Below are 25,628 nucleotides of genomic sequence, written 5' to 3'. Positions count from 1 at the left end.
TGGTGCTGCCGCACCTGAACGGGAAGCTGGACGGGTACTCGTTGCGGGTGCCGGTGCCGACCGGGTCGATCACGGACCTGACGGTGGACCTGCGCACCGAGGCGTCGGTGGAGGAGGTCAACGCCGCGTACAGGGCCGCTGCGGAGGAGGGCCCGCTCAAGGGGTACCTGCGCTACAGCGAGGACCCGATCGTGTCCTCGGACATCGTGACCGACCCGGCCTCGTGCATCTACGACGCGCCGTTGACGAAGGTGATCGGCAACCAGGTGAAGGTGTTCGGCTGGTACGACAACGAGTGGGGCTACTCCAACCGGCTCGTGGACATCACCGACCTGGTGGCCTCGAGGCTCTGAGCGGGTTCGGCGGAACCCGGCCGGAGGGCTGCTCGCGCAGGGGTTGGGTTTGGGCGAGTGGCGCGATCCTCGACCGCGGCTCGCATCGGTCTGTCGGAGATGGGCTGCGGGGCGACTATCCGGTGGTCCATGGGCCGAGGGTGTTGTCCACACGCTCGACGTCGACGACACCATCAATCGATCTTGGGCGGCGGACCGTCAGGTCGATCTCGTGCGTGTGGATGACCGTGTGGCCGCGCCATGGTGAGGCTTGATCAGCGGATTGGCGCGTTTCCCGACGCCAGGGCCAGGTGTCGGGAAACGCTCCCGGCCGGTGATCATGGGGCTGTCGCGCCGCGGTCGGGTTCCGCGGAACCAGCGGCCCGCGGGATCATGGGCGCAGCGCTTGTCAACATCACCTTCGCTTGCGATATTAGGCGAGGCTTACCTGAGTGGAGGTGGTGGCGTGGCGGCGATCGGGCCGAGCGCGGGGGAGCGGGCACGGACCGTGCTGGCCTGTGCCCCCACCCTCGAGGTGGAGGTCGCCGACGGCGCCGAGACGGTCGCGGTGCACGGCGTCCAGCCCGACGGGGCGCTCGCGCTGCTCGTGCCGGAGCGCGGCACGCTCGCGCGGTGGGCGGACGGGTTGCGGCCGTGGTGCACGGTGCGGGCGGCGCAGGTGACGTCGGTGCCGTCGCCGGACCGCGTGGTCGACCGGGTCACGGTCCGCGGGCATCTCTGCGTCCACCCCGACGTGCCGGCCGGGATGGACACGCTGATGGCGGCCGCGTCGGGGGAGGCGTCGGACGTGTTGCCGGTGGACGCGGCGGTGCTGCTGCGCGTGAACGTGCGTGGCGTGCTGCTCGGGCACGACCCGGTGTCGGTGAGCGAGTTCGCCACGGCCGCGTGCGACCCGCTGGCGACCGTCGGCGACGTGGTGGTGGCGCACCTGGCCGTCGACCACGCCGCTGACGTGCGGGCGCTGGCGGCGTTGTTGGGCGACCCGTTCGTCGACCGGGCGCGATCGGTCACGCCGATCGGCATCGACCGCTTCGGGATCACGCTCCTGGCCCGGTCCGCGGTGGCGGCGCGCCGCGTCCGGCTCGACTTCCCGGCGCCCGTCCGCGGCGCGCACGAGGTGCGCTCCGCCATGCAGGAGCTGTACCGGGCCACGCGGGCCGCGGGGCGCGGCTGAGCGCGGTCAGCCGCTCGTGCCGTCGCCGAGTTCGGGGCTGAAGGGCAGGCGGCGGAAGCGGCTCGGCGGCACGCCGTACTCGCGGCGGAAGGCGCTGGAGAACGCGAACTCGGTGGAGTAGCCGACCTGGCGGGCGATCGCGGCCAGCGGCGCGTCGGTCTGGCGGAGCAGCTGCGCCCCGCGCTGCAGCCGGGAGCTGATCACGTAGCCCATCGGCGGCTGGCCGACCGCCCGGGTGAAGCGCTTCGTGAACGCGGCGCGGGTGAGCCCGGCGATCTCGCTGAGCCGGCCAACCGTCCACGGCCGCCCGGGGTCGTCGTGGATCTCGCGCAGCACGATCGCGACGGCGGGGTCGTCGGTCTCCGGCCGCCCGGTGGCGTGGTGCCACTGGCGCAGCGCGTGGACCAGCACCAGGTCCAGCAGCGCGGGCAGCGTGGCCCCCGCGCCGAGCCCCGGGCCCGAGACGTCGGCCCGCAGCAGGTCGATCAAGGCAGGGAGCCCGGGGTGGCCGTCGTGGTCGGGCGTGACCGTGATCGGGTCGGGCAGCGCGCGGAAGTACTGCGGTACGCGGCCGTGCGCGAGCCGGTAGGCGCCGCAGACGAACTCGACGTCGTACGGCCCGGGAGCGGGTGGGAACGGGCCCATCACCACGGGCGGCAGGTCGGCCAGTGCCGAGGGGGTGGCGGCGAGACCGTGAGCGGCGCCGGTGAGGGTGAGCACCACGTCGCCCGGCGACAGGGCGACGGGATCGGCGTGCTCGGTGATCAGCCAGCAGGTGCCGTGGGTGACGATGTGGAAGCCGCTGCCCGCGAAGGCGGGGAACCTCAGGCCCCAGGCCCCCGACTGCCGGATCACCCGGGCGCCTGCGCTGCCGATCCGCACGGAGCGAACCACCTCGCTCAGCACGTCCACCCGCCCGATGCTACCGAGGGGCCCAGGCGCGTATGGATCAGTGCGGTGCGCACATGGTCCGGGCCGGGCGGGCTCTGCTTGGCTCGGATCATGATCGATCCCCTCAAGGGTGCCGGTGGCCGGGCGACCCGCGGCCTCGACGTCCGCCCGGAGACGGCGGCTGTCCTGCGCGGCCACGTGGAACAGGCGGAGCGGAACGACCGGCCCGCCGCCGAGAGCCTCGCCGCGCTGCGTGAGGACGGGTTCTTCGCCCTGATCGGACCGGGGCGAGGCGCGGGTGCCCGCGCGGAGACCATCGCCCGCAGCCTGGTGGGCGTGGGCCGCTTCTGCCCGTCGACGGCCTGGGTCGCCGGGACGTGCGCGGTGTCGAAGAACCTCGTCGTCGCGAACTTCCCGGAGCGGGCGGTGCTCGAGGTGCTCGCCGACCCCGACGTGCTCGGCTGCGGCTCGGGTGTGCCGGCCGGGCGCGGCGAGCGCGAACCGGACGGCGTGCGGCTGCGCGGCCGGTGGCCGAACGTCTCCGGCTGCGAGGACGCGGCGTGGGCGGTGCTCGCGCTGATGCTGGACGGCGCGTTCTCGCTGGCCGTCGTGCCGGTGAGCGACCTCGCGGTCGAGCGGACGTGGAGCATGGCCGGGATGCGGGCCACCGGCAGCCACACGCTGGTGGCCGAGGACGTGCTCGTGCCCGCGGACCGCGTGACGAGCGCGGGCGGGTTCGCAGTGGCCGACCGGCTGCTGTACGCGATGACGGTGCTCGGCCCGGTCGTCGGCGCCGCCCGGGGTGCGCTCGACGCGATCGAGGCCATGTTCGCCTCGGACCGCGTGCCGTTCATGTCCTCCTACTCGCGGATGGGCGAGTCGCCCGGGGCGCGGCTGTGGCTCGCGGAGGCGGCGCACCTGGTGGACCGCGCCGAGGACACGATGCTCACCGTCGCCGCCGCGGTCGACGCCGGCGACGTCGCCGACGGCCCCCGCATGCTGATGCGGGCGGCCGACTCAGCACGCGACTGCCGCGCGGCCGTCGAGCGGATGCTCGACCTCCACGGCGCGAGCGGCTTCGCCACCACGAACGTGCTGCAGCGGTTCTGGCGCGACGTCTCGGTCGGCAGCCGCCACCCGCAGGTCAACCCCTACCTCGCGGCCGAGGGGCTGGGTGCCGCGCTCGCACCGGTCTGACCTGCTGTGTTGCTCCCCTCGCTACGGTGCGGGGAAGGTCCGACACGAGGGAGTACGCGATGACGGGTGGGACCACGGTAGATCCCGCGGGACCCCGGGACGGGGCTCCGCGGAGCATGCGGATGGCCGAGCTGCTCGGCGGCTTCCAGACCTCGCAGGCGCTGTACGTCGTGGCGAAGCTCGACGTCGCCACGCTGCTCGACGACGGCCCGATGACCGTCGCCGACCTCGCGGCAGCATGCGGTGCGCAGCCGGAGCCGCTGGCGAGGCTGATCCGGGCCCTCGCCCCGATGGGCATCTTCCGCCGCCTGCCCGACGGCACCGTCGAGACGACGCCGCTGGGTGCCACGCTCTCGGCGAACCGCCCCGATTCGGCGCGGCCGCTGGCGCTGTTCTGGATGGAGACGCACTACCTCCCGTTCAGCGAGTTGCTGCACACCGCCCGCACCGGGGAGGCGGCGGCCACCCTCTACCTCGGGGAACCGTTCTTCCGGTGGGTGACCGGGAGTCCTGAGCGGGTCGAGCTGCTGACCTCGGCCATGGCCTTCGCGACGGAAGGGCCGCGGGCGGCGATGTTCGAGGGCTACCGGCTGCCGCCGGGCGAGGTGGTCGCCGACATCGGTGGCGCGAGCGGGTCCGTGCTCGCCCGCCTCCTCGAGGGCGAGCCGGACCGCCGGGGCGTCGTGTTCGACCTCCCCGACGTGGTCCCGGACGCGCGGAAGTTCCTCGAGGAGCGCGGGCTGGCCGATCGTGTCGAGGTGGTCGGCGGTGACTTCTTCGAGGCGGTACCGCGCGCGGACGTCTACGTCCTGTCCTACGTCCTGCACGACTGGGACGACGACGCGTGCCGGCGCATCCTGCGCAGCATCGGCGAGGCCGGCGGGCCGGATGCCCGGCTGGTGCTGGTGGAGGGGGTCGTGCCCGAGGGGGACGAGCCGCACCCGACGAAGCTGGTCGACCTGGTGATGCTCGGGATGCAGGGCGGCGGCAAGGAGCGCACCGAGGACGAGTTCGCGCAGCTGCTCGCCTCGGCGGGCTTCACGCTCGACCGCGTGGTGGCGACCCCCAGCCCGTACTCGTTCCTCGAGGCGTCGCGCACGCCCTGAGCGGTCAGTACCGGTAGGCCGGGTAGGTCAGGTATCCGGTGTCGCCGCCCTGGTAGTAGGTGTCCGGGTCGGCCTCCGCGAGGGGCAGGTCCGCGCGTAGCCGCTCGACGAGGTCGGGGTTGGCGAGGAACGCGCGCCCGAAGGAGATGAGGTCGGCGCCGAGGTCGAGCCAGTGGTCGCCGGCCTTGCGGTCGGCGGGGTCGGGGCCCCTCGGGTCGGAGGGGTTGACGACGAGCGGGCCGGGCCAGGCGCGCCGCAGCCCCACGAGGACGTCCTCGTCGGTGGTGGCCTCGAGGTGCACGTAGGCCAGCCCGAGCGGGGCGAGCTCGGCGAGCAGGGCCGCGTAGAGCGCGGGGACGTCGGTCTCGACGGCGTCCCAGATGCCGGCGCCGGGGGAGAGGCGGATGCCGACGCGGCCGGCGCCGATGGCGTCCGCGGTGGCGGTGACCGCCTCCACCGCGAACCGGATCCGGCCGGCGATCGACCCGCCGTAGCGGTCGGTGCGCAGGTTGGCGTTGCTGGAGAGGAACTGGCCGATGAGATAGCCGTTGGCGCCGTGCAGCTCGACGCCGTCGAACCCGGCGGCGACCGCCCGGACGGCGGCCCGCGCGTAGGACTCCGCCTCGCGAGGCACCTCGTCCGTGGCGAGCGCGCGCGGGACGGGCGCGGGCTGCGGGCCGCTGGGCGTGAACACCATCGCGTCGCGCGCCGCGACCGCCGAGGGCCCGACCGGCTGCATGCCGGTGGTGTCCGGGTGGCTGATCCGGCCGGCGTGCATGAGCTGGGCGAAGATCCGCCCGCCGTTGGTGTGCACGGCGGCGGTGACCTGGCGCCACGACGCGGTCTGGGTGTCGGTGTGCAGACCCGGCGTCGAGGGGCCGGACCGACCGAGCAGGCTGGGCTGGACGCCTTCGGAGATGATCAATCCTGCCGTGGCGCGCTGGGCGTAGTAGGCGGCCATCGAGGCGGTGGCGAGCCCGTCCGCGTCGGAGCGGACGCGGCTCATCGGTGCCATCACGACCCGGTTGGGCAGGTGCAGGTCTCCCAGTCGGTAGCTGTCGAAGATCGAACTCATGACTGCGACGCTAGAACCTGACGTCCGTGTCAGGGGCAACGCTCTGTGGTGGGCCTCACCGAATTTGTGGGTCGCGGAACCCAGTGCAGGTACGCTCGGCGGCGTGTCGGACGCTCCGAAACCGCGGCGCCTCACCCCGAAGGGACGAGCCACCCGCGACCGCATCGTCGAGGCCGCCACCGCGCTCATCGCGCAGCGCGGCGTCGCCGGGGTGGGGGTCGAGGACGTGCGGGCCGCGGCCGGGGTCAGCGGCTCCCAGCTCTACCACTACTTCGACAGCAAGCAGGCGCTGATCAGGGCGGTCATCACCCGGCAGGCCGACTCCGTGCTGCACCCCGACGAGCCGCGGATCGCCGTGCTCGACAGCTTCGACGCCCTGCGTGCGTGGGCCGACGCCGCCATCGAGCGCCAGCAGGAGAACGACGGCCGCGGCGGGTGCGATCTCGGGTCGCTGGCGGGGGAGCTGAGCGCGAGTGACGAGGAGTCGCGCGGTGACCTCGCCGACGGCTTCATGCGCTGGAAGGACCTGATCCTCAACGGTCTCGCGGCGATGCGCGACCGCGGGGAGCTGCGGCCGGAGGCCGATCTCGACGAGTTGGCGTTCGCGCTGCTCGCGGCGTTTCAGGGCGGCAAGGTGCTGGCCCAGACGGTGCGTGACGTGCAGCCGATGGTCGCGGCCATGAACGCCACGCTCGCCCACATCCGGTCGTTCGCCACCTGAGGCCCGGCCTCACGCGGCCGCTGCGGCTCCGGCCGGTGCGGGGGCGGCCGGGCGCAGACGCCCGTAGGCCAGCAGGGCGATGCCGCCGACGATCGCGACGATCCCGAGCACCACGAAGCCGGGCAGGTACGAGCCGGTGGCCGACTGCAGCCGCCCGACGACGAAGCCCGCGATGATCCCGCCGCCGCCCGCCCCGAAGCCGTTGATGATGCCGGTGGCCGGGCCGACGAGGTGCGCCGGCAGGTCGGTGACCGCGATGGCCCACAGGTTCGACGTGAACGTGGCGGTGAAGTAGCCCATGCCGACGCAGATCAGCACGAGCTTGCCCACCGGGCTGTCCACGAGCGGGAGCGCCCCCACGAGCGCGCCGCCGACGAGCAGGCCGGACGAGGCGATGAGCACCCGCTTCCCGGTGCGGTCGCTGAGGGTCATCATCGGGACGGTGAGGACGAGCGACAGCACGTAGGGCAGCGCGGCGAGCAGCCCACGGCCGGTGCCGGTGAACCCGAGCGACTCGATGACGAGCGGGATCCACAGGGTGATGCCCCAGAACAGCATGCCGTTGGAGAAGTAGCTGAACACGAGCAGCAGGAACTTCGGGCCGCCGAAGTCGGCGAACCGGATCCGGGTGCGGGTCTTCTCCGCCGGCAGCGCGGGCGGGGTGCCCGGGGGTGCCGAGCGCAGGAACGCCACGAAGAGCGGGATGACGAGCACGATCCCGGCGAGCCCGGTGACCCAGAACAGCGGCCGCCAGCCCAGGGCGTCGTAGAGCGGGGTGAGCAGGAAGAAGCCGAGCGCGAGCGCCGCGTACTGGCCGTAGTACTGGATCACCGCGGTGCCCTTGCTCATCTCCCGCTCGGTGAACCAGGCCTTGGCCACGCGGAACTGCTGGGGCCAGTAGACGCCCTCGGCGAACCCGAGCACGACCCGCAGCGCGATGAGCAGCCCGACGGAGTCGACGAACCCGGCGAGCACCGTGCACAGCGAGAACACCGCGACGGTGACGATCAACGTGAGCTTCGGGTCCACCCGGTAGGTGAGGAACCCGCCCAGGAGGTTCGCGGCCAGGTAGCCGAACAGGAACGCGGTGAGCGCCCAGCTGGAGGTGCCGGCGAAGTCCGGGCCGGCGAAGCCCATGTCCTGCGACAGCCCGGGCAGTGCGATCGACAGGTTGGACCGGTCGAGGTAGGCGATGAACAGCCCGAACATGAGGACGGCGCCGATGCGCCACCACTTGGCGGATGAGGTCACGGCAGGCTCCTGCGGCTGCGGGGTGGGGTCGGGGGTCACGGCCGGTGCCGCTCGATCACGGAGCGGTCGATCTCGATGCCGAGCCCGGGGCCGTCGGGCACGGTGAGCAGCGGGCCGCACCGCAGGTCGGACAGCTCGTCGCGGAACACGTTGGGCGCCTGGTCGAGCTCGACGTGCGGGCGCTCGCGCGCCAGCGACGGGACCACGGTGGGTAGGGCCGTCATGAGGTGCAGCCCGGCGGCCACCGTGATCGCGGAGCCCCAGACGTGCGGCAGCGCGGGCACGCCGTGCGCGCTCGCCAGGCCGGCGATCAGGAGCGTCTCGGCGATGCCGCCGCAGGCCGTGGCGTCGGGCTGGACGATGTCCACCGGGTTGCGCGCCAGGAACTCCCGGAAGCCCCAGCGGGTGAACTCCGACTCGCCGCCCGCGATCGGCACGTCCAGCGCGGCGCGCACGCGGGCGTAGGCGTCGAGGTCCTCGGGGATCACCGGTTCCTCGAAGAACCACGGGTCGGCGTCGGCGATCCCGCGCCCGAACCGGATCGCCTCGGCCGCGGTGAAGCCGCGGTTGGCGTCGACGGCCAGGCGGACGTCCGGGCCGAGCGCGGCGCGCACCCGGTGCACCCGCCGCACGTCCTCGTCCACCGGGCGGGCGCCGACCTTCATCTTGAACGCGGTGTAGCCCTGCTCGAGCAGGTGCGCGGCCTCGGCCTCGAGGTCGTCCTCCCACGGGCCCGCGTAGTAGAAGGCCGACGCGTAGGCGTGGAATGCCTCGGGCCGCGACCCGCCGAGCATCCGGTGCACGGGCAGGCCCGCGGCCTTGCCCGCGATGTCCCACAGCGCGATCTCCACGCCGGAGATCGCGGCGATCGAGACGCCCTTGCGGCCCCACTCGCGGTTGCGGTTGTACATCGCCTCCCACAGCGCGGTCCGCTCGATCGGGTCGCGGCCGACGAGCAGCGGGCCGTACGCCGACTCGATGAGCCCGCGGTTGGCGTCGGCCGGGCCGAAGCACTCGCCCCAGCCCGTGACGCCCTCGTCGGTGCGGATCTCCACCAGGCAGCTCGCCCGGGAGTCCCAGAGCCACTGGGCCATCCCGAACGGCTGGTCCAGGCGCTGCACCACGACGTGCGGCACGACGGCGGTGATCTTCATGGCGGTCCCCTGCGGTCAGGCCGTCGCCGCGGTCGGCTCGGGCGCCGGGTCGGCCCGCCCGATCGGGGTGCGGGTCATGGTGAGCGCGACCGTGGTGCCCAGCAGCAGGAACACCCCGGCCACGACGAACGCGGCCGTGTAGCTGCCGGTGGCCTGCACGACGTAGCCGGTGACGATCGGGGCCGCGATGCCGAACGTGTTGCCACCGACCATCGCGATGCCGTTCGCGCGCCCCGCGAGGCGCGGGGAGCGCAGCAGGTCGGCCAGCAGGGCCAGGTTCATCGACACGGCGCTGGACACGCAGGTCAGCGAGATGCTGATCAGCACGAGCACGAGCGTGATCGAGCCGACGAACGGCGTGAGCAGCACGACCGACGAGACGAGCAGGAAGCCCGCGACGACGAGCCTGCGGCGGCCCGTGGTGCGGCCCTGCGCGCTGAGCAGCCGGTCGACGACCACGCCGATCGCGATCCCCAGCACCATCGCGACGACGTAGGGGATCGCCGTGAACGCGCCCGAGCGCAGCACCGACAGCCCGCGCGCCTGCTCGAGGTAGCCGGGCAGCCAGGTGAGGAACAGGTACTGCGTGTAGACCGCGGCCGACTGCACGAGCGCGACGCCCCACATGCTGCGGTGGCGCAGCAGCTCCAGCACCCCGGCGGAGTCGGCGCCGGTGCCGGCGGCCTCCTCCTGGGCGAGGCCGCGCTCGCGCAGGATCGTCTCGCGCTCCTCCTCGCCCAGCCAGCGCGCGTCGGCGGGGTCGCGGAACCAGATCAGCCACGCCGCGAGCCACACGAAGCCGATCCCGCCGAGCACGACGAACGCGGTGCGCCAGCCGTAGGCCGTGACCAGGGCGGCCGTGAGGAGGGAGCCGAGCGCCGGGCCGGCGTAGGCGCCCGAGTTGTAGGTGGCGACCACGCGGCCGCGTTCGGAAGCGGGGGCCCACTCCTGCACCACACGTCCGCAGGCCGGGTACGTCGTCGACTCGCCCACGCCCATGAGCAGCCGCGCCCCGACGAGCGCGCCGAAGCCGCGCACGATGCCGGCGAGCACGGTGGCGGCAGACCAGACGGCGATGCTGATCGCGTTGGTCCAGCGCGTGCCGATGCGGTCGGTGAGGATGCCGGCCGGGATCAGGCAGAGCAGGTAGGTCCACAGGAACGTGGACAGCAGCAGGCCCATCTGGCCGGGGGAGAGGCCGAACTCCTCGGAGATCGGGCTCGCCGCCACCGACAGCGCGGAGCGGTCCATGTAGTTGATCGCGACGAGCAGGAACAGGAGGGTGTAGACCCACCACCTGCGCCGGGGGGTGCGCATCCGGGGAAACCTCTTCGTTCGGGGGGAGGGGTCAGGCGAGGTCGACCGTGGTGGTCGGCTCGGCGCGGCCGGGCAGCCAGGCCCTGATGCCCGCCGCGAGCTGCGAGTGCGCCACCACCTCGCCGTCGCGCAGGCTCAGCAGCCGGTCGTGGCCGGGCACCAGCACGAGGGCCGGGTCGGCAGCGAGCAGGTCGCGGACCTTCTCGATGCTGCGCCGGCTCTCCGCGGCGTCGAGCGTCATGTCCACCTCGCCGGTGCGCAGTTCGTACTCGTTCTTCACCGCGTCGCCCGCGAAGATCACCGGGCCGTCGGTGGTGGCGACGCGGTAGGCGAAGTGGCCGGGGGTGTGGCCGGGCGTCGCGATCGCGTGGACGTCGGGGAGCGGCTCGCCGCCGTCCTCGGCGCGCAGCACGTGCTCGGCCCTTGCCAGCTCCTCGACGTGGTACTCGGGCAGCTCCCACGTGCCGATCGGCTGGGCCGCGGCCCATTCCAGGTCGGGGCGCGGGACGACCACATGCGCGTTCGGGAACAGCGGGAAGTTGCAGATGTGGTCCCAGTGGCAGTGCGTGAGCACCACGCCCGTGACGTCGGACCGCGCGATGCCGCGCTCCTCCAGCTGCGCCAGCAGCGGCGCCCGGTAGCCGTACCCGCCGGTGTCGACCAGGACGGTGCGCCCCTCGCCCCGCAGCAGGGCGACCGTGCTCCAGCCGAGGCCGCCGTGGCAGGTGCTGCGGCCGGGGAAGCCCTGGAACAGGATGGTCAGCTCGTACACGGGGTTCTCTTCTCGTCGTGTGGGCGCGGGCGCGGCGGTGCCACCGACTCGCGGCGCAGGAGGACGCTGGGCACGACGTGCAGGCCGGGGGTGACCGGCTTGCCGTCGAGGACGTCGAGCAGGAGCCGGGCGGCGAGCTCGCCCATGGCCGCCACGGGCTGACCCACCACGGTGATCGGCGGCGGGTAGAACGACATCCAGGGGGCGTCGGTGAACCCGACGACCGACACGTCCCGGGGGCATTCGAGCCCCTCGTCGCGCAGGCCGCGCAGGATGCCCTCGGTGACGGGCGCGTTGAAGCCGACGGCCGCGGTGAGGCCGGGGTCGGCCTGCAGGGCGCGCCGGATCGCGGCGCGGGCCCCCGGCCCGGTCTGGTCGGTGTAGCGCACGATCGGCTCGGCGCCCGCCGCGCGCACGGCGTCGCGGTACCCGGACTCGCGGCGCAGCGTCGTGGACGCGTCGCGGGGCCCGAGCACGGCGACGATCCGGCGGTGGCCCGCGTCGAGCAGCGCGCGGGTGGCCTCGCCCATCGCCTCGGGCTCGTTCGTGACGACCGAGGGCACGGCGAGGCCGGGCAGCGTGCGGCTGACGAGCACCGCGGCCCCGAAGCCCGCGAGGTCCTCGGTGGTGAGCGTGCTGTGCACCGCCGGGGCGACGAGCAGCCCGCTGGGCCGGTAGGAGCTCACGAGGTCGAGCTGCGTGCGCTCGGTGGCGGGGTCGTCGTCGGAGTTGAGCAGCATCAGCGTGAGGCCGCGTTCGCGGAACACGGCCTCGGTCGACTTGTGCAGCGTGGCGTAGAAGGGGTTCGTGATGTCGGTGATCAGCAGCCCGACCATCGGGGTGCGGGTGGCCCGCAGGCTGCGTCCGACGGCGTTGGGGCGGTAGCCCACCGCCGCCACGGAGGCGAGCACGCGGGCCCGGGTCGCCTCGCTGACGTAGCCCGTGCCGCGCAGCACGCGGGACACGGTCTGGGCGCTGACCCCGGCGTGCGCGGCGACCGTCTTCACGGTGGCCGCGGGTTCGCCGCCCCCGGTTAACGTTGCCACAAGTTAACGTTGACATACCGCCGCGAGATCACGCAAGGCCGCGGTCGGGGTTCGGTCAGGCGTCGGTCAGCCGCGGGTACGTCGCCCGACGCTGCTGCTCGCGGGTGCTGTAGGCGGCCCTGCGCACGGTGACGTCGTCCTCGAGCCCGGAGCCGACCGCACCCGCCACCGTGCCCAGGCCGCTCGCCAGCAACGCGACGCGCAGGTAGTCGCCGAGGTCGACCGGCCTGCCGATCGTCTCGGCGAAGAAGTCCGGCGGGATGATCAGCGCGGCCGCGGTGAGGTTGAGCGCGTAGAGCACCGCGTAGAACACGAGCACGCCCGTGACGACCGTGAGCACGGTGGCGGTGTTGAGCAGGCCGAGGTGGTTCGGCCGCTGCCGCGGGCCCCGCTGCCACAGGCCGTGCCCGACGACCAACCACACGACGAAGATCCAGATGGCGGTCACCGTGCCCGCGATCATCCGCCACCGCTCGAGCACGGTGGCGAGCTCCCAGATCGCCGAGTAGAGGATGCCGAACGCGCTGCCGGTCGCGGCCGCCGCGAGCGCCGTGGACAGCCCGACAGCCAGCTGCCACGGCTGGTTGGCCCGCACCGTGCCCGCGAGCAACCGCAGCCTGCCGGCCAGGCCGTTGATCACGAGCTCGGTGTCGACGTCGCGGTCCACCGGGGCGACACGGCGCACAAGCCGCGAGCCGATGGCCGTGCCGACGTGCTCCACCGTGCCGTCCCCGCCCGCGGGCGGCGGCCCGTCGAGCTGCGTCACCAGCTCGGCGATGATCGCCGAGCTGACCTCGCGGGCGCGGCGGTGCAGCCCCACCGCGCCGAGGGCGGGCAATGACACCAGCGCCACCCGGTCGTGGTGGCCGACGTCGGCCACCACCACGCCGTTGCCGGTCTCGATCGGGATGTCGGTGATGCAGATCGCGATGTCCCACCCGGTGTCGGTGACCCGGGCCCTGGCCTTGTCGATCACGCGGTCGTGGCTGGCCGCGATCTCGAACGGCTCGTGGACGGTCTCGATCCGCCAGCGGATCCCGTCGCCGACCCGCGCCGCCAGTGCATCGGGCAGGTCCGCGGTCAGCGTGCGGGCGACGAGCGTGGGCAGGTTCGGGTCGGCGAGCAACCCGATCACGATCTCCGGACTGGTGGACACGGACGGGAGTACCCACCACCCGGCGCGTGGACGCGTCCGGGGGTGAGATGACGACCACGTGACAGGGCTGTGACGGCCATGTTTCCCGTCGCGGCGCATACGCTCGGCCGGGCTGCGCGGCGCAGCAGGACGAGCGAGGAAGGTGTTGCGAGTGCCGATGCACGGCGACCTGGAGCGCATCTACGCCGACGTACTGGCGCGCAATCCGGGTGAGCGGGAGTTCCACCAGGCGGTGCGCGAGGTCTTCGAAAGCATCGGACCCGCTGTCGGCAAGCACCCGGAGTACGCCGACGCGAAGATCGTCGAGCGGATCTGCGAGCCGGAGCGGCAGATCATCTTCCGGGTCCCGTGGGAGGACGACCGCGGCGACATCCACATCAACCGGGGCTTCCGGGTCGAGTTCAACAGCGCGCTGGGCCCCTACAAGGGCGGTCTGCGCTTCCACCCGTCGGTGCTGCTGGGCACCGTCAAGTTCCTCGGCTTCGAGCAGGTGTTCAAGAACGCCCTGACCGGCCTGCCGATCGGTGGCGGCAAGGGCGGGTCGGACTTCGACCCGAAGGGCCGGTCGGACCGCGAGGTCATGCGCTTCTGCCAGAGCTTCATGACCGAGCTCTACCGCCACATCGGCGAGCACACCGACGTGCCCGCCGGCGACATCGGCGTGGGCGGCCGCGAGATCGGCTACCTGTTCGGGCAGTACAAGCGGATCACCAACCGCTACGAGTCCGGCGTGCTCACGGGCAAGGGCCTGAACTACGGCGGAGCCCAGGTGCGGCGCGAGGCCACCGGCTACGGGTGCGCGTTCTTCGTCGAGGAGATGCTGCGCGCGCGGGGCGAGTCCTTCGACGGCAAGGACGTCGTCGTCTCCGGCTCGGGCAACGTCGCCATCTACACGATCGAGAAGGTCCACCAGATGGGCGGCCGGGTGGTGGCGTGCTCCGACTCGTCGGGGTTCGTGCACGACCCGAAGGGCATCGACCTCGACCTCGTCAAGGAGGTCAAGGAGGTGCGGCGGGAGCGCATCAGCGCGTACGCCGACCGCCGCGGGGCCGACACCTCGTTCGTCGCGGGCCGCTCCGTCTGGGAGGTGCCCTGCGCGGTGGCACTGCCCTCGGCCACCCAGAACGAGATCGACGAGGCGGACGCGCACGCGCTCGTGCGGGGCGGCTGCATCGCCGTCGGCGAGGGCGCCAACATGCCCACGACACCCGCCGCCGTGCGGGTGCTGCAGGAGGCGGGCGTCGCGTTCGGGCCGGGCAAGGCGGCCAACGCCGGTGGCGTCGCGACCTCGGCGCTGGAGATGCAGCAGAACGCCTCGCGGGACTCGTGGTCGTTCGCCCACTCCGAGGAGCGCCTGCGCGAGATCATGGTCGGCATCCACGCCCGCTGCTACGAGACCGCCGAGGAGTACGGCATGCCCGGCAACTACGTGGCGGGCGCCAACATCGCGGGCTACGCCCGGGTGGCGGAGGCGATGCTCGCGCTCGGGCTCGTCTGATCCCCGTCAGGCGCCGACCTGGTCCAGCAGGAGGTGAGCGCCGGCCGCGACGGCAACCTCGGGTCCGAACGTGACGGCCGGGGTGGCGGCGCCGGGCCTGCCTCCGCCCGCGGCGAGGCGGACGGCGACCTCGGTGGCGGCGTCGACCGTGAAGCCCATGCCGTCGGCGGCGCGCAACCATCCCTCCCGCCGGGTGCCGTCGGGCCACTCGACCACCGCGTGCCCCCAGGAGTGCTGCCGGGGCCGTGGCCGCGCCCCGACCGTCACGCGGCCCAGCCCGCGGATCGCGAGGCGGCGCAGTGCCGGGACCGACAGGGCCCGCGCCGCCACCGGGAGCACGGCCCGGGCGAGCGGTCCCGTCGGGACGAGGGAGGAGGCCGCCGTGACCGTCGGCGCCCCGCTGGCCCGGTGGGCGACGAGCAGTTCGCCCGCAGGCAGCGCCGCCGCCCGCGCCGTCTGCCCGTCCGGCAACGCGAGGTGCCGCGGGTCAGCGCCGAGCCGCGTCTCGACGAGGTGGCCGTCCTCGATGCGGCGTCCACCGGAGGTCAGGACGTCGACGATCGACGTGGCGTAGGCCGCGCCCACGACGCCGGCCTCCACGGCGACCGACGACAGCGCGTCGACATGGACCCGGGAGGGCCGGGCACGCCCGGCGCACAGGGCCACCACGACCGCTTCCGTCGCCAGTGCGCCGAACCCGGCGGCGGTCACCAGGGTGCTGCCGGCCGCGGCCGCCTCCTCGTGGAGGGCGAACAGCCGGGGGAGGGCGACCAGGTCGTCGGCCAGGTCGACGTAGTGGCCGCCCGGCATCCCGGCGCGGGCGATCGGCACGGCCGTGTTCGCGTAGTCGCCGATGGTGTTGACCACGACGGTGGGCCGCTGCCGGGTGATCTCGGCGGCGACGGCCTCCGCCGACCCCGCCGTGACAACCCGGGCCGAGCCATCCGCCACCGCGCGCAGGCGCCCGGCGTCGCGCCCGACGACGGCCACGGCCTGGCCGCGGTCCCGAAGACGGGAGGTGACGGCGCGCCCGATCCGCCCGGTGGCCCCGAGGACCCAGATCTCGGACATGGAAGACCCCCCTGTGATGTCTCACTGTGACATCGGAGAGTACCTGGTGATGTCTCAGTGAGACATGCCCCGGTAGGGTCGGGGCATGGCGCGGTGGGACCCGGGTACCGAGGGGCGGCTCCGCGCGGCGGCGCTGGAGCTTTTCGTCGAGCACGGGTACGACGCCGTCACCGTGTCGCAGATCGCCGAGCGCGCCGGGATCACGCGGCGCACCTACTTCCGCTACTTCCCGGACAAGCGGGAGGTGCTCTTCGCCGGCTCCGAGCAGCTGCCGCCCGCGGTTGGCGCTGCCGTCCGCGCCGCCGACCGGTCCGTGTCACCGCTCGCGGCCGCGCTCGCCGCCGTGGCCGAGATCGGCGGCCGGCTCGTCGAGCGCCTCGACGATCACGCCGAGCGGCGCGGCGTGATCGAGGGCAGCGCCGAGCTCCAGGAACGTGAGCGCACCAAGATGGCCGCCGTCACGGCCGCCATCCGCGAGGCGCTGGAGCACCGGGGCGTGGAACCGGGCCGGGCGGAGGTGGTGGCCCAGCTCGCCACCACCGCGTTCCGCACCGCGTACGCGGCGTGGGTCGACGAGCGGGGGCGGCGCGGGTTCGGCGAGTGGCTCGACGAGGCCGTCCGCACCCTGCGTGACGTCGTCGTCGGCGAGCTGCCGCCCGGGGCCGCTACCTGAGCGCCGCCAGGAGTCGCTCCAGGGTCTCCATCCGGACGGTCGGGCTCGGCCTCCGGTGGCGGCGTCGACCGCGGCGAGGTCGCGGGCGAGCAGGGCCGGCCGTTAGAACGGCGCGTCGAGCACCAGGTTGCCGACCCGCAGCGACGGCGCGGCGTCGGCGACCGGGATCAACGAGGGCAGCGGCGCGGCCACGCCCAGGTGGTCGGGAAGCACCACCACGTCGAAGCCGATCTGCTCGGCCCGGCGGGCCTGCTCCGTGAGCTGCGCGATCGAGCCGGCCGCGGCCAGGCCGAAACAGCGGGTGGGAGTCATCAGCCGATCACCTTGGTCATGAACACCGCACCGGCCGGGACGTGCCCGAACTCCGGCGGCGGTTCGGCGATCGCGTAACCGGCCGCCGTGTACATCCGGATGTTCCGTTCGCTGCGCGCGCCCGTGTAGAGGTCGAGGTGGCGGACGCCCGGCGGCACCTGCGATTCGGCGAACTCGAAGAGCCACCGCCCGATGCCGGCGCCTTGGAGGTCGGGCGCGACCATCAGGCGCCCGATCTCGCAGCGTTCGCCGGCGCGGTCGAGCCGCACCGCCCCGACCAGGCGCGGGCCGCGCCGGAGCGTGCGGACGTCCATCTGCTCGACCCACCCCTGCACGGTGGCCAGGTCCTCGTGCAGGGCGGGGATCGCGAGGGTGTCGTTCAGGATCGCCTCGCCCGCCCAGCAGGCGCGTTGCAGCACCAGCAGTTCGGGCGCGTCGTCGATCGTCGCGACCGCGAGCACGCCCGGTGGGGCGAACCCTTCGGCGCCGACCCGGCTGTTCCCCACGTGCTCCCCCTCGACCGTGTCGATCTTGAGCCAGGTTACCGGAGCCGGCGCCGCGGGCGTCTGTACAGCCGGAAAACGGCGGATCAACGCTGGGGCTCCCTGGCGATCAAGGGGAAATGGTCGCTCTTGGAGATCATCTAGCGACCATTTCGCCTTGATCGACGCCCTGGAGTGCAATTGTGGCCGTCATGATCAGGAAGTTGGCGCATTCCCGGGTCGATTTCGCCCGTTTTCGCGCCAAAGCTGTGATCATGCCGTCCCGGGCCGCTGCCAGGGCAGGCTTTCAGGAGATCAGCAGCTGCCCCGCGTTGCCGCCCACGAGCTGGCGGATGTCGGCCTCGGAGACACCGGCGTCCAGGAGGCCGCGGACGGCCCGGCGGTACAGCGTCACCGGCAGCGGGTTGGTCTTCTGGCCCGAGTCGGAGGAGATGACGGTCTGCCCCACGCCCGCTGCCTTGATGAACGCCAGCAGCTCGTCCAGGTCGCGGCGCCGTTCGGGCCGGCCGAAGTACATGACGGCGCAGTGCTCGATGAACACGCCCTGGCGGGCCCAGGCCGCCGCCTGCTCCACCGCGGCGCCGACCACGAAGCAGGGGTGGTTGACCACGATCCTCCGCACGCCGGTTTCGAGGGCGGCGTCGATCAGCTTCTGCGCCTCGGGGACGCCGAGGTGGCCGCAGGTCAGCACCGCGTCCTCGGACGCGATCACGGCCAGGATGTCGCGGACCTCGGGCAGCACCGCGCCCTCGTCGTCGAGGATCGTGATGACCTCGTTGGGCCGCAGCTCCACCTCCGGGGTGGGGAAGCCGGTGTCGTGGTGCTGCGCGTGGTGCTCCACGTGGGCGGCCGACGACAGCGTGGGGAACCACACCATCCGCCCGCCCATCCGCAGGGCGAGCTCCACCGCGTACGGGTTGAGCCCGCCGACCGTGCGGTTGAGCGCGATCCCGCCGTACACCTCGGTCTTCAGCTCCGCCAGGCCGGCGTGGCGCAGCGCCAGGATGTCGGTGACCATGCTGTGGTGGTGCGACTTCGCCACGATCGCGCGGAAACCGAACGCGTCGGCGTCGCGCGCGGCGTCGAGGATGCCCATGCGGCGCGGGAACGGGCTCGGCCCGGGGTGCTGGTGCAGGTCGACCGCGCCGACCAGGAGGCTGTCGGCCTCGGGGTCGGGGACCTTCCGGTCCTCGTCCGCCTCGGGGTCGAACGGGTAGTCGACGTCGATCATTCTGCTCCCTCGCATCGGAGTGTCATTCGGAGACCAGGACCTGGTCCTCGGGCCGCCAGTGGGCGACGACCCGCGTGCCCGGGGTGACCGTGGCCGGCACCCCCACGGGCAGCACCGCGCACCCGACCGTGCCGTCCCCGAAGGCGAGCTCGATCCGGTGGTAGGTGCCGTAGAAGGAGACGTCGGTGACGGTCGCGTCCGCGGTGTTGTCGCCGGAGGGCACGGACGCCTCGTCGGCGGCGACGCGCAGGCGCTCCGGCCGGACGACCACCGCCTGCCCGTCGCCCTCGCCCGCCTGGGCGGCCACCCGCCACCTGCGGTCGAGCCACTCGTAGACGTCCGCAGCGCTGCGCCTGCCCGTGAACACGGTGGACTCGCCCAGGAACCGCGCGACGAACCGGCTGGTGGGCCGGTGGTAGAGGTCGGCGGGGGTGCCGAGGGCGACGATCCGGCCGCGGTCGAAGATCGCGATCCGGTCCGAGAGGGTCATCGCCTCGTCCTGGTCGTGCGTGACGAACACGAAGGTGAGGCCCAGCTCGTCGTGGAGCCGCTTGATCTCGCGCTGCAGGGACTGGCGCAGCTTGCGGTCGAGCGCGCTGAGCGGCTCGTCGAGCAGCAGGACGCTGGGGGAGAAGACCACCGCCCGGGCCAGCGCCACCCGCTGCTGCTGGCCACCCGACAGCTCGTGCGGGCGGCGGTCGTCCATGCCTGCCAGGTCCACCAGCTCGAGCGCCTCCCCGACCAGGCGCGCCGTCTCCGCGGCGGGCACCTTGCGCTCCCGCAGTGGGAAGGCCACGTTCTGGGCCACCGTGAGGTGGGGGAAGAGCGCGTAGTTCTGGAAGACCATGCCGAAGTTGCGCTTGTGCGGCGGCGTCCGCGTGATGTCGCGGCCGTTGAGCCGCACGGCGCCGGACGTCGGCTCGGCGAACCCGACGATCATGTTGAGGGTCGTGGTCTTCCCGGAGCCGCTGGGCCCCAGCAGCGTGAGGAACTCGCCCGGCTCGATGTCGAGGTCGACGTGGTCGACCGCGGGTGGCTGGGAGTTCCCGTAGCGCTTGCACAGGTCGCGCAGCTCCACCCGGCCGCCTGCCGCGTTGATCGCGGGGGCCTCCGGTGCGGGTTGCTGCGTCGTCGAGGACGTCATCGGGTGCTCCTCCTCTGCCGCCGCCCGCCGACGACCTGGGCGAGCAGGATGGGGACGCTGACCAGGACGACCATCAGGCTGGACGCCGCGGAGATCGTCGGGTCGATCTGGACGGTGACGCTGTTGAACATCTGGACCGGCAGCGTGATCGCGCCGGGGGCCTGCAGGAACAGCGCGATGACCACCTCGTCCAGCGAGGTCACGAACGCCAGGACGGCGCCGGACAGGATGCCGGGCATCACGAGCGGGAGCGTCACGCGGCGGAACGCCGAGACGGGGTCGGCGCCCAGGCTGGCCGCCACGAACGTGAGCCTGCCGTCCATGCCCTGCAGGCGCGCGGTCACCGCGATCACCACGAAGGGCAGGGCCATCGCGGTGTGGGCGAGGATGATGCCGATCAGCGTGCCGTTGAGGCCCAGCCGCAGGAACGCCGCGAAGACGACGAGGGCCACGAGGATGTGCGGCACGATCATCGGGGAGAGCAGGAACGCGTTCATGCTGCCGCGCCACCGGCGGTTGAGGCGGGCCAGCCCGAACGCCGCCGTGGTGCCCAGCACGGTGGCGAACAGCGCGGTGTAGATGCCGGCCTGCAGCGAGTTGATGATCGCGGCGAGCCACTCGGGCGAGGTGAACAGCTCCTGGTACCAGCGCAGCGACCAGCCGTCGGGCGGGAACCGGAAGGTCTCCGCCGACGAGAAGCTCATCGGGATGACCACCAGCGTGGGCGCCACCAGCACGATCCCGACGATCGTGGTGTGCACCCGCAGCCAGGGGCGCACCTCCGAGGCCTGCTCGCCGCCGGTGCGCGAGCGGGCCGGGGGGCTGCCGGCCGCGACGGCCGGGCCGCCCTGGCCCGCCCAGCGCCGGGACAGGCCCAGCACGGCGAGCGTCACCACGAGCAGGAAGATGCCCATCGCGCCGGCCCCGCCGAAGTCGAGGAGCTCCTTGGCGCGCACGTTGATGACCTGCGCGATCATCGCGCTGCGGGTGGACCCGAGCAGCGCGGGTGTGACGTAGAAGCCCAGCGCCAGCACGAACACCAGCGACATCCCGGCGACGACGCCCGGCGCCGACAGCGGCAGGTAGACCCGGCGGAACGCGCGCATCCGGGGTGCGCCGAGGCTCTGCCCCGCGGCCACCAGCCGCCCGTCGATCTGCTCCATGGCGCTGTACATCGGCAGCACGAGGAAGGGGAGCAGCACCTGGGTCATCGAGATGCCGACGGCGAGCGTGGTGCCCAGCAGCGTCACCCCGCCCAGCCCGAACAGCCCGAGGAACGACTGGATGACCCCGCCGTCCTGCATGAGCACCAGCCACGCGAAGTTGCGGGCCAGCATGCTCGTCCAGAACGGCACCAGCACGACGGTGACGAGCACGCCGCGCATGGTCGGGCCCACCAGCGTCATCGCGTACGCGTACGGGTAGGCCAGTGCCACCCCGACGACGGCGACCACCAGCCCCACCAGCAGCGTGCGGCCCAGCACCCGCAGCGTGTAGCCGTCGGTGAACAGCGAGGCGTAGTTGCCCAGACCGAGGGACGGGTCGGTGACGCTGTCGATCACGACGGTCAGCAGGGGCAGGACGAACAGGAACAGCAGGGCGACCAGCGCAGGCAGCAGCAGGAGCCAGCCCGCGGCGTGCGCACGGGCGAGCAGGCCCGTCGCGGCGCGTTCGCCTGCGGGCGGGTCGGCCGTGGCCGGGGGCGCGGCTGTGGGTGCGGCCATGATCAGCCGACCTTCCAGCTCGTCCAGCGCTCGACCAGCGCGTCGGTGTTGTCGATCCACCACTGCTTGTCCTGCTCGATGGTGGTGCCGCGGTCGGGCAGGAAGGCGTTGAACTGCTTCTGCTCCTCGGTGTAGCCGACGGTCTCGAGGTCGACGTCGGGGCGGGAGGGCGCGGTCCCGGTGAGCTTGGCGTACGCGACGGACTGCTCGGGCTCGGTGACGAACGCGATCATCTGCTGGGCGAGGGCCTTGTTCGGGGTGCCCTTCGGGATCACCAGCGCGCCGATGTCGGTGGTGTTGAAGTCCCACACCGGCACGAGGTTGGCGCCGCTCTGCGCCGAGACGATCGTGCGCGCGGTCACCGTGAGCACCATGCTGGCCTGCTTGTCCACCATCATCTGCTGGATCGCGCCGTAGCTGGGCGCGAACACGAGCGAGCCGCGGATCGTGTCGATCTTGCGGAACGCGCGGTCGAGGTCGAGGGGGTAGACCTGCTCCGGCGGCACCCCGTCGGCCACCAGCGCGGCCTCGAACAGGCCGGCCTTCGGGTAGTCGAAGACCACCCGCTTGCCCGGGAACCGCTCCACGTCGAAGAAGTCGCGGATCGTGGTCGGCTTCTCGCCGGGGAACATGTCGGCGTTGTAGGAGAAGATGTTGGCGTAGCGGTAGGTCGGCACGAAGCAGTCGCCCGTCGTGCCCTCCGGGAACCGGCTGCGGTCCAGCGCCGGGTCGTCGAGCACCTCGAAGAGCTCGCCGCAGTACGCCCCGGCGTAGATCCAGCTCATGTTGGCCAGGTCCCAGATGGTGTTGCCGGAGGTCACCATCGCGCGCACCTGGGCCTGCTCGGCCGGGCTGACGTTGGTGAACGCGGTGCCGGTCGCCGTGGTGAACGGCTTCTGCAGCGCCTTCTTCTCGTCCTCCTGGAACTGGCCGCCGGTGCTGGCCCAGGTCAGGGTCTTCGCCCCCGACTCGCCCCCGGCGGGTTCGCCGCCCACACCGCAGGCGGCCACCAGCATGGCGCCGACCGCCATCACGCTGAGGAAGCGGTACGTCTGCATCTCATGGCCTCTTCTCGATCGGGCGTCATCGCCCGGTTTCCACGCACGATGGATCCCGGGACGGGGGCTCCTGCCGGTCCGTCCCGCCTGTCCGCACCGGCGCGTCGCCGGAGCGCTGTCCGGTCAGTCGGTCCCGCTCTCGAGCGGGTTCGCCATCCGCCGGCTGATCGTCTCGGCGCCCGCCACCAGTGCGCGCGCCACGGGGCTGTCGGTCTCCTCGGGGACGAACTGGGCGATGTCGACCACGGCCAGCGTCGCCACCACCTGGCCCGCCCGGTCCCGCACGGGGGTGGCCACGGCGGCCACGCCGTCGCGCAGGCTCTTGCGCACCGCCACGCCTGTGCGCCGCACCTCCGCCAGTTCGGCCTCGGTGGCGTGCGCGGGTGGCGTGCCCTCCCGGAACCGGTAGAAGGACTGATCCCGGAAGGCCCAGAAGATCACCGACTGCGCGGCGTTCGGGCCGAGGTGGCTGCCCACCGCGATGGACACGTGGGCCGTGCGGCTGCTGTCCTCGCGGACCTGCGCCACCACCGGGCAGTGGCCGTTCCACACGCTCAGCACGACGGTGTGCTTGACGCGCGCGCTGATGTCCTCCATCACCGGGCCGGCGAGGTCAAGCACGCCGAGCCGGGACAGCGCCGTGGTGCCCAGCTCCGCGAGCAGGACGCCGAACTCGTACCGATTGCGGTCCCGCCGCTGCAGGAGCCCGTGGTTCTCCATGGAGGCGAGGTAGCGGTGGGCGGTGGACTTGCCGACGCCCAGCTCCTCGGCCGCCGACACCAGGTCGATGGTGTCGCTGGCCGCGAGCAGCCGCAGCAGTTGGACGACCCGGGCCACCACCTGGAGGTCTCCGCTGGCGATCTCCAAGGGTGCCTCCGGTGGCTTTGGGTGGATTCCATCCCGCATTTCGGGGTGGCCGTCTACCTATTCGGTACGGGCATCTTCGTGACCGCGGTGGCGGCTGTCAAGGACGGACTCTGGGACGACTCTGGGGACCTCTCAGGCCCGCAGCCCTACCGTCGGTATCGGACCCGGGAGGGGGCTGCCATGACCCAGGCCGACACCGTCGAGCTCGGTGCGACGTTCTTCACCGACCCGCACGAGCTGTACGAGACCCTCCGCCAGGAGGCGCCGGTGACACCGGTGATCACCCCGGAGGGGATGCGGGCGTGGGTGGTCAGCCGCTACGAGGACGCGCGACCCGCCCTCACCGACCCGCGGCTGTCCAAGGACGTCGCGCGGTTCCACGAGGACTTCCCGGCCGGTGACGTCCTCGCGCGCCACATGCTCAACAGCGACCCGCCGGACCACACCCGGCTGCGCAAGCTGGTGAGCAGGGCGTTCACGGTGCGGGCGATCGCGCGGATGCGGCCGCGGATCGAGGAGATCGCGCAGGGGCTGGCCGACCGGATGGCGGCGAAGGTCGACCGCGAGGGCGTGGTCGACCTGCTCGACGAGTTCGCCTTCCCGCTGCCGATGACCGTGATCTGCGAGCTGCTCGGTGTGCCGGACGGCGAGCGCGACGACTTCCGCGGCTGGTCGAACACGATCCTCTCGGAGGCGCCGCAGGAGGAGCACGACGCGGCCGTCGTCGCGATGGCGGACTTCCTCACCCGGCTCGTCGCCGAGAAGGGGGCGCACCCCGGGGAGGACATGCTCTCGGCCATCGTGAAGGCGTCGGAGGACGGCGACACGCTCTCCGCCCGCGAGGCCACGTCGATGGCGTTCCTGCTGCTCGTCGCGGGGCACGAGACCACGGTCAACCTGATCGGCAACGGCGCGCTGGCCCTGCTGCGCCACCCCGACCAGCTCGCCGCGTTGCGTGCCGATCCGGAGCTCGTGCCCAACGCCGTCGAGGAGTTCCTGCGCTTCGACGGCCCGGTCAACCTGGCCACCTTCCGCTACACCAGCGAGCCGGTCGAGATCGGCGGCACCACGATCCCGGAGGGGCAGATCGTGCTGGTCTCGCTGGTCTCGGCCAACCGCGACCCCGGGCGCTTCGACGACCCGGCGCGGTTGGACGTCACACGCGACGCGGCCGGGCACGTCGCCTTCGGCCACGGGATCCACCACTGCCTCGGTGCTCCGCTGGCCCGGCTGGAGGGCGAGATCGCCTTCCGCACCCTGCTCGGCCGCTTCCCGAGCCTCGTACTCGCCGGCGAGCCCGAGACGCTGGGCTGGCGGCGCTCGACCCTCATCCGCGGTCTGACGCGCCTGCCCGTGCGCGTCTGAGCAGCTTCGGCCCGGGCACACGGCCCAGCACCGGCCGCAGGACGGGTGCGTGCTCGGCCAGGAAGCTCCACAGCTGCTCGGCGACCGGCCCGTGCGGCCGGTCGCGCCTGCGCGCGGCCGCGAGCTCCTCGACCACGCCGGGGAAGTGCCTGCCCGCGATCGACAGCAGGCGCCCGTCGCGCAGCTCCTGCTCGATCAGGAAGCGGGGCAGATGGCCCCACACCATCCCGTGCAGGATCAGCTCCTTCTTCATGAGGTGATCGGGCACGGAGGACCGGGGCGCGCCCTCCACCAGGAAATGCCCCGGTTCGGCCGGGGTGCGCGCGGAATCACGGATCACGCACTGGGTGAAGGCCTGCATCCGCTGCGGCGTGATGTCGTCGGTCGGCGGGAAGGGCAGGAATCCGGGCGCCACGACCGGCACCATCGCGACGCGGCCGAGGTCGATCCACTCCATCCGGACGTCGCTCTTGGGTACCCGGTGGACGATGAGGTCGGCCTCGTCCTCCCGCAGCCGCTCCCAGGGGCCGGTGATCGTCTCGAACTGCAGGTGCAGCCGGGTCTGCGGACGCGGGGCGAAGAAGCGGCTGAGCAGCGCCAACACCGGCGACGGTGGGCACAGGTCGCCGATCACCACGCGCAGCTCGGCCTCCTCGCCCATCGCGAGCTGAGCGGCGTAGGTCTCCAGCTCACCGGCCTCGTGCAGCAGGACGCGCGCCTTGCGGTGGAACGCCCGCCCCGCCTCGGTGAGCCCCACCCGGTAGCCGGACCGGTCCAGCAGGGGCAGGCCCAGCTGGCGTTCCAGCTTGGCCACCGCCGCGAAGACCGACGGGTGCGACCGGTGCAGCCGCTCGGCGGCGGCCTGGAAGCCGCCGGCGTCGACCACGGCGTGGAAGCACTGCAGCTCGTGGAGTGTGAAGCCGGCCATTGTCGATGCAGCCTACAGAGGCTGTCCGATCTGTGTAATGG

The 25,628-nt window shown here is 72.9% G+C and carries 24 protein-coding genes and 1 pseudogene; 8 read left to right on the top strand and 17 right to left on the bottom strand.

What is annotated here, in order from left to right; translation table 11 throughout:
- Together ACFPL3_RS40585 and ACFPL3_RS40580 are read left to right on the top strand one after the other, a co-directional pair.
- A pseudogene (locus ACFPL3_RS40585) lies at positions 1-353 on the top strand (type I glyceraldehyde-3-phosphate dehydrogenase); the annotation flags it as partial.
- A 445-nt stretch (positions 354-798) separates the two neighbouring features.
- Positions 799-1,527 (top strand): DUF2470 domain-containing protein, encoded by a 729-nt coding sequence (locus tag ACFPL3_RS40580; RefSeq protein WP_343940809.1) that lies wholly within the window; start codon positions 799-801, stop codon positions 1,525-1,527.
- 6 nt (positions 1,528-1,533) lie between these two features.
- Here ACFPL3_RS40580 and ACFPL3_RS40575 read toward each other — a convergent pair whose 3' ends face one another.
- Positions 1,534-2,439 (bottom strand): AraC family transcriptional regulator, encoded by a 906-nt coding sequence (locus ACFPL3_RS40575; RefSeq protein WP_343940808.1) that lies wholly within the window; start codon positions 2,437-2,439, stop codon positions 1,534-1,536.
- 90 nt (positions 2,440-2,529) lie between these two features.
- On the opposite strand from ACFPL3_RS40575, the gene ACFPL3_RS40570 reads away from it, so the two are divergent.
- Positions 2,530-3,615 carry an acyl-CoA dehydrogenase family protein gene (locus tag ACFPL3_RS40570; RefSeq protein WP_343940807.1) on the top strand — a complete coding sequence of 362 codons (1,086 nt, stop codon included), beginning with the start codon at positions 2,530-2,532 and terminating at the stop codon, positions 3,613-3,615.
- Between the two features lie 122 nt (positions 3,616-3,737).
- On the top strand, positions 3,738-4,721 hold the full coding sequence (locus ACFPL3_RS40565; RefSeq protein WP_343940806.1) for a methyltransferase: 984 nt from the start codon (positions 3,738-3,740) through the stop codon (positions 4,719-4,721).
- A 4-nt stretch (positions 4,722-4,725) separates the two neighbouring features.
- Here the strand turns inward: ACFPL3_RS40565 and ACFPL3_RS40560 are convergent, their stop codons facing one another.
- On the bottom strand, positions 4,726-5,796 hold the full coding sequence (locus ACFPL3_RS40560) for an alkene reductase (RefSeq protein WP_343940805.1): 1,071 nt from the start codon (positions 5,794-5,796) through the stop codon (positions 4,726-4,728).
- Positions 5,797-5,899: 103 nt separating this feature from the next.
- Between ACFPL3_RS40560 and ACFPL3_RS40555 the strand changes: the two genes are divergently transcribed.
- Positions 5,900-6,517 carry a TetR/AcrR family transcriptional regulator gene (locus ACFPL3_RS40555; protein WP_343940804.1) on the top strand — a complete coding sequence of 206 codons (618 nt, stop codon included), beginning with the start codon at positions 5,900-5,902 and terminating at the stop codon, positions 6,515-6,517.
- 9 nt (positions 6,518-6,526) lie between these two features.
- On the opposite strand, the gene ACFPL3_RS40550 is transcribed toward ACFPL3_RS40555, so the two are convergent.
- Genes ACFPL3_RS40550 through ACFPL3_RS40525 form a run of 6 tightly spaced genes read right to left on the bottom strand, consistent with a single transcriptional unit; the run spans position 6,527 to position 13,213 of the window.
- Positions 6,527-7,768 (bottom strand): MFS transporter, encoded by a 1,242-nt coding sequence (locus ACFPL3_RS40550; RefSeq protein WP_343940803.1) that lies wholly within the window; start codon positions 7,766-7,768, stop codon positions 6,527-6,529.
- Positions 7,769-7,803: 35 nt separating this feature from the next.
- A complete protein-coding gene (locus tag ACFPL3_RS40545) occupies positions 7,804-8,922 on the bottom strand; it encodes a mandelate racemase/muconate lactonizing enzyme family protein (protein ID WP_343940802.1) in 1,119 nt (372 codons plus the stop codon).
- A 15-nt stretch (positions 8,923-8,937) separates the two neighbouring features.
- Positions 8,938-10,239: an MFS transporter gene (locus ACFPL3_RS40540; RefSeq protein ID WP_343940801.1), complete on the bottom strand. Its 1,302-nt coding sequence runs from the start codon at positions 10,237-10,239 to the stop codon at positions 8,938-8,940.
- Between the two features lie 31 nt (positions 10,240-10,270).
- Positions 10,271-11,011 (bottom strand): MBL fold metallo-hydrolase, encoded by a 741-nt coding sequence (locus ACFPL3_RS40535; RefSeq protein WP_343940800.1) that lies wholly within the window; start codon positions 11,009-11,011, stop codon positions 10,271-10,273.
- A complete protein-coding gene (locus ACFPL3_RS40530) occupies positions 10,999-12,057 on the bottom strand; it encodes a LacI family DNA-binding transcriptional regulator (protein ID WP_343940799.1) in 1,059 nt (352 codons plus the stop codon). The genes ACFPL3_RS40535 and ACFPL3_RS40530 overlap by 13 nt, the downstream gene beginning before the upstream one ends.
- Before the next feature lie 55 nt (positions 12,058-12,112).
- Positions 12,113-13,213, bottom strand: a complete 1,101-nt coding sequence (locus ACFPL3_RS40525) for a hypothetical protein (RefSeq protein ID WP_343940798.1) — start codon at positions 13,211-13,213, stop codon at positions 12,113-12,115.
- Positions 13,214-13,364: 151 nt separating this feature from the next.
- On the opposite strand from ACFPL3_RS40525, the gene gdhA reads away from it, so the two are divergent.
- Positions 13,365-14,711: an NADP-specific glutamate dehydrogenase gene (gdhA, locus tag ACFPL3_RS40520; protein ID WP_343940797.1), complete on the top strand. Its 1,347-nt coding sequence runs from the start codon at positions 13,365-13,367 to the stop codon at positions 14,709-14,711.
- A 6-nt stretch (positions 14,712-14,717) separates the two neighbouring features.
- Here the strand turns inward: gdhA and ACFPL3_RS40515 are convergent, their stop codons facing one another.
- Positions 14,718-15,782 (bottom strand): saccharopine dehydrogenase NADP-binding domain-containing protein, encoded by a 1,065-nt coding sequence (locus tag ACFPL3_RS40515; RefSeq protein ID WP_343940796.1) that lies wholly within the window; start codon positions 15,780-15,782, stop codon positions 14,718-14,720.
- Positions 15,783-15,867: 85 nt separating this feature from the next.
- On the opposite strand from ACFPL3_RS40515, the gene ACFPL3_RS40510 reads away from it, so the two are divergent.
- Complete coding sequence (locus tag ACFPL3_RS40510; RefSeq protein ID WP_343940795.1) at positions 15,868-16,455, top strand: TetR family transcriptional regulator; 588 nt, start codon at positions 15,868-15,870, stop codon at positions 16,453-16,455.
- 102 nt (positions 16,456-16,557) lie between these two features.
- Here the strand turns inward: ACFPL3_RS40510 and ACFPL3_RS40505 are convergent, their stop codons facing one another.
- From ACFPL3_RS40505 to ACFPL3_RS40475, 7 genes are all read right to left on the bottom strand, one after another.
- Positions 16,558-16,767 carry an LLM class oxidoreductase gene (locus ACFPL3_RS40505; protein WP_343940794.1) on the bottom strand — a complete coding sequence of 70 codons (210 nt, stop codon included), beginning with the start codon at positions 16,765-16,767 and terminating at the stop codon, positions 16,558-16,560.
- Positions 16,767-17,273 (bottom strand): GNAT family N-acetyltransferase, encoded by a 507-nt coding sequence (locus tag ACFPL3_RS40500; RefSeq protein WP_343940793.1) that lies wholly within the window; start codon positions 17,271-17,273, stop codon positions 16,767-16,769. The genes ACFPL3_RS40505 and ACFPL3_RS40500 overlap by 1 nt, the downstream gene beginning before the upstream one ends.
- 283 nt (positions 17,274-17,556) lie before the next feature.
- Positions 17,557-18,501, bottom strand: a complete 945-nt coding sequence (locus tag ACFPL3_RS40495) for a DUF6282 family protein (RefSeq protein ID WP_343940792.1) — start codon at positions 18,499-18,501, stop codon at positions 17,557-17,559.
- 22 nt (positions 18,502-18,523) lie between these two features.
- The gene (locus ACFPL3_RS40490) at positions 18,524-19,645 is read right to left on the bottom strand and encodes an ABC transporter ATP-binding protein (RefSeq protein WP_343940791.1); all 1,122 of its coding nucleotides are present in this window, start codon (positions 19,643-19,645) and stop codon (positions 18,524-18,526) included.
- Positions 19,642-21,369: an ABC transporter permease subunit gene (locus tag ACFPL3_RS40485; protein WP_343940790.1), complete on the bottom strand. Its 1,728-nt coding sequence runs from the start codon at positions 21,367-21,369 to the stop codon at positions 19,642-19,644. The genes ACFPL3_RS40490 and ACFPL3_RS40485 overlap by 4 nt, the downstream gene beginning before the upstream one ends.
- A 2-nt stretch (positions 21,370-21,371) precedes the next feature.
- Positions 21,372-22,427 (bottom strand): extracellular solute-binding protein, encoded by a 1,056-nt coding sequence (locus ACFPL3_RS40480; protein WP_343940789.1) that lies wholly within the window; start codon positions 22,425-22,427, stop codon positions 21,372-21,374.
- 123 nt (positions 22,428-22,550) lie between these two features.
- Positions 22,551-23,294, bottom strand: a complete 744-nt coding sequence (locus ACFPL3_RS40475; RefSeq protein ID WP_343940788.1) for an IclR family transcriptional regulator — start codon at positions 23,292-23,294, stop codon at positions 22,551-22,553.
- A 180-nt stretch (positions 23,295-23,474) separates the two neighbouring features.
- On the opposite strand from ACFPL3_RS40475, the gene ACFPL3_RS40470 reads away from it, so the two are divergent.
- On the top strand, positions 23,475-24,659 hold the full coding sequence (locus ACFPL3_RS40470) for a cytochrome P450 family protein (protein ID WP_343940787.1): 1,185 nt from the start codon (positions 23,475-23,477) through the stop codon (positions 24,657-24,659).
- On the opposite strand, the gene ACFPL3_RS40465 is transcribed toward ACFPL3_RS40470, so the two are convergent.
- Positions 24,622-25,587, bottom strand: coding sequence for a LysR family transcriptional regulator (locus tag ACFPL3_RS40465; protein WP_343940786.1), 966 nt, complete (start codon positions 25,585-25,587; stop codon positions 24,622-24,624). The genes ACFPL3_RS40470 and ACFPL3_RS40465 overlap by 38 nt on opposite strands.
- Positions 25,588-25,628 lie beyond the last annotated feature (41 nt).

Source organism: Pseudonocardia zijingensis (assembly GCF_042657305.1).
Lineage (GTDB): Bacteria > Actinomycetota > Actinomycetes > Mycobacteriales > Pseudonocardiaceae > Pseudonocardia > Pseudonocardia zijingensis.
The sequence above is the reverse complement of the archived record's forward strand: the minus strand, read 5'-3'. Positions and strand labels throughout refer to the sequence as shown.

Excerpts from the sequence above, each read along its gene's own strand:
- ACFPL3_RS40480 (WP_343940789.1), bottom strand. The coding sequence starts at position 22,427 with ATGCAGACGTACCGCTTCCTCAGCGTGATGGCGGTCGGCGCCATGCTG.
- ACFPL3_RS40515 (WP_343940796.1), bottom strand. The coding sequence starts at position 15,782 with ATGTCCGAGATCTGGGTCCTCGGGGCCACCGGGCGGATCGGGCGCGCC.
- ACFPL3_RS40495 (WP_343940792.1), bottom strand. The coding sequence starts at position 18,501 with ATGATCGACGTCGACTACCCGTTCGACCCCGAGGCGGACGAGGACCGG.
- ACFPL3_RS40560 (WP_343940805.1), bottom strand. The coding sequence starts at position 5,796 with ATGAGTTCGATCTTCGACAGCTACCGACTGGGAGACCTGCACCTGCCC.
- ACFPL3_RS40545 (WP_343940802.1), bottom strand. The coding sequence starts at position 8,922 with ATGAAGATCACCGCCGTCGTGCCGCACGTCGTGGTGCAGCGCCTGGAC.
- ACFPL3_RS40570 (WP_343940807.1), top strand. The coding sequence starts at position 2,530 with ATGATCGATCCCCTCAAGGGTGCCGGTGGCCGGGCGACCCGCGGCCTC.
- ACFPL3_RS40565 (WP_343940806.1), top strand. The coding sequence starts at position 3,738 with ATGGCCGAGCTGCTCGGCGGCTTCCAGACCTCGCAGGCGCTGTACGTC.
- ACFPL3_RS40485 (WP_343940790.1), bottom strand. The coding sequence starts at position 21,369 with ATGGCCGCACCCACAGCCGCGCCCCCGGCCACGGCCGACCCGCCCGCA.
- ACFPL3_RS40490 (WP_343940791.1), bottom strand. The coding sequence starts at position 19,645 with ATGACGTCCTCGACGACGCAGCAACCCGCACCGGAGGCCCCCGCGATC.
- ACFPL3_RS40465 (WP_343940786.1), bottom strand. The coding sequence starts at position 25,587 with ATGGCCGGCTTCACACTCCACGAGCTGCAGTGCTTCCACGCCGTGGTC.
- ACFPL3_RS40540 (WP_343940801.1), bottom strand. The coding sequence starts at position 10,239 with ATGCGCACCCCCCGGCGCAGGTGGTGGGTCTACACCCTCCTGTTCCTG.
- ACFPL3_RS40505 (WP_343940794.1), bottom strand. The coding sequence starts at position 16,767 with ATGACTCCCACCCGCTGTTTCGGCCTGGCCGCGGCCGGCTCGATCGCG.
- ACFPL3_RS40510 (WP_343940795.1), top strand. The coding sequence starts at position 15,868 with ATGGCGCGGTGGGACCCGGGTACCGAGGGGCGGCTCCGCGCGGCGGCG.
- ACFPL3_RS40470 (WP_343940787.1), top strand. The coding sequence starts at position 23,475 with ATGACCCAGGCCGACACCGTCGAGCTCGGTGCGACGTTCTTCACCGAC.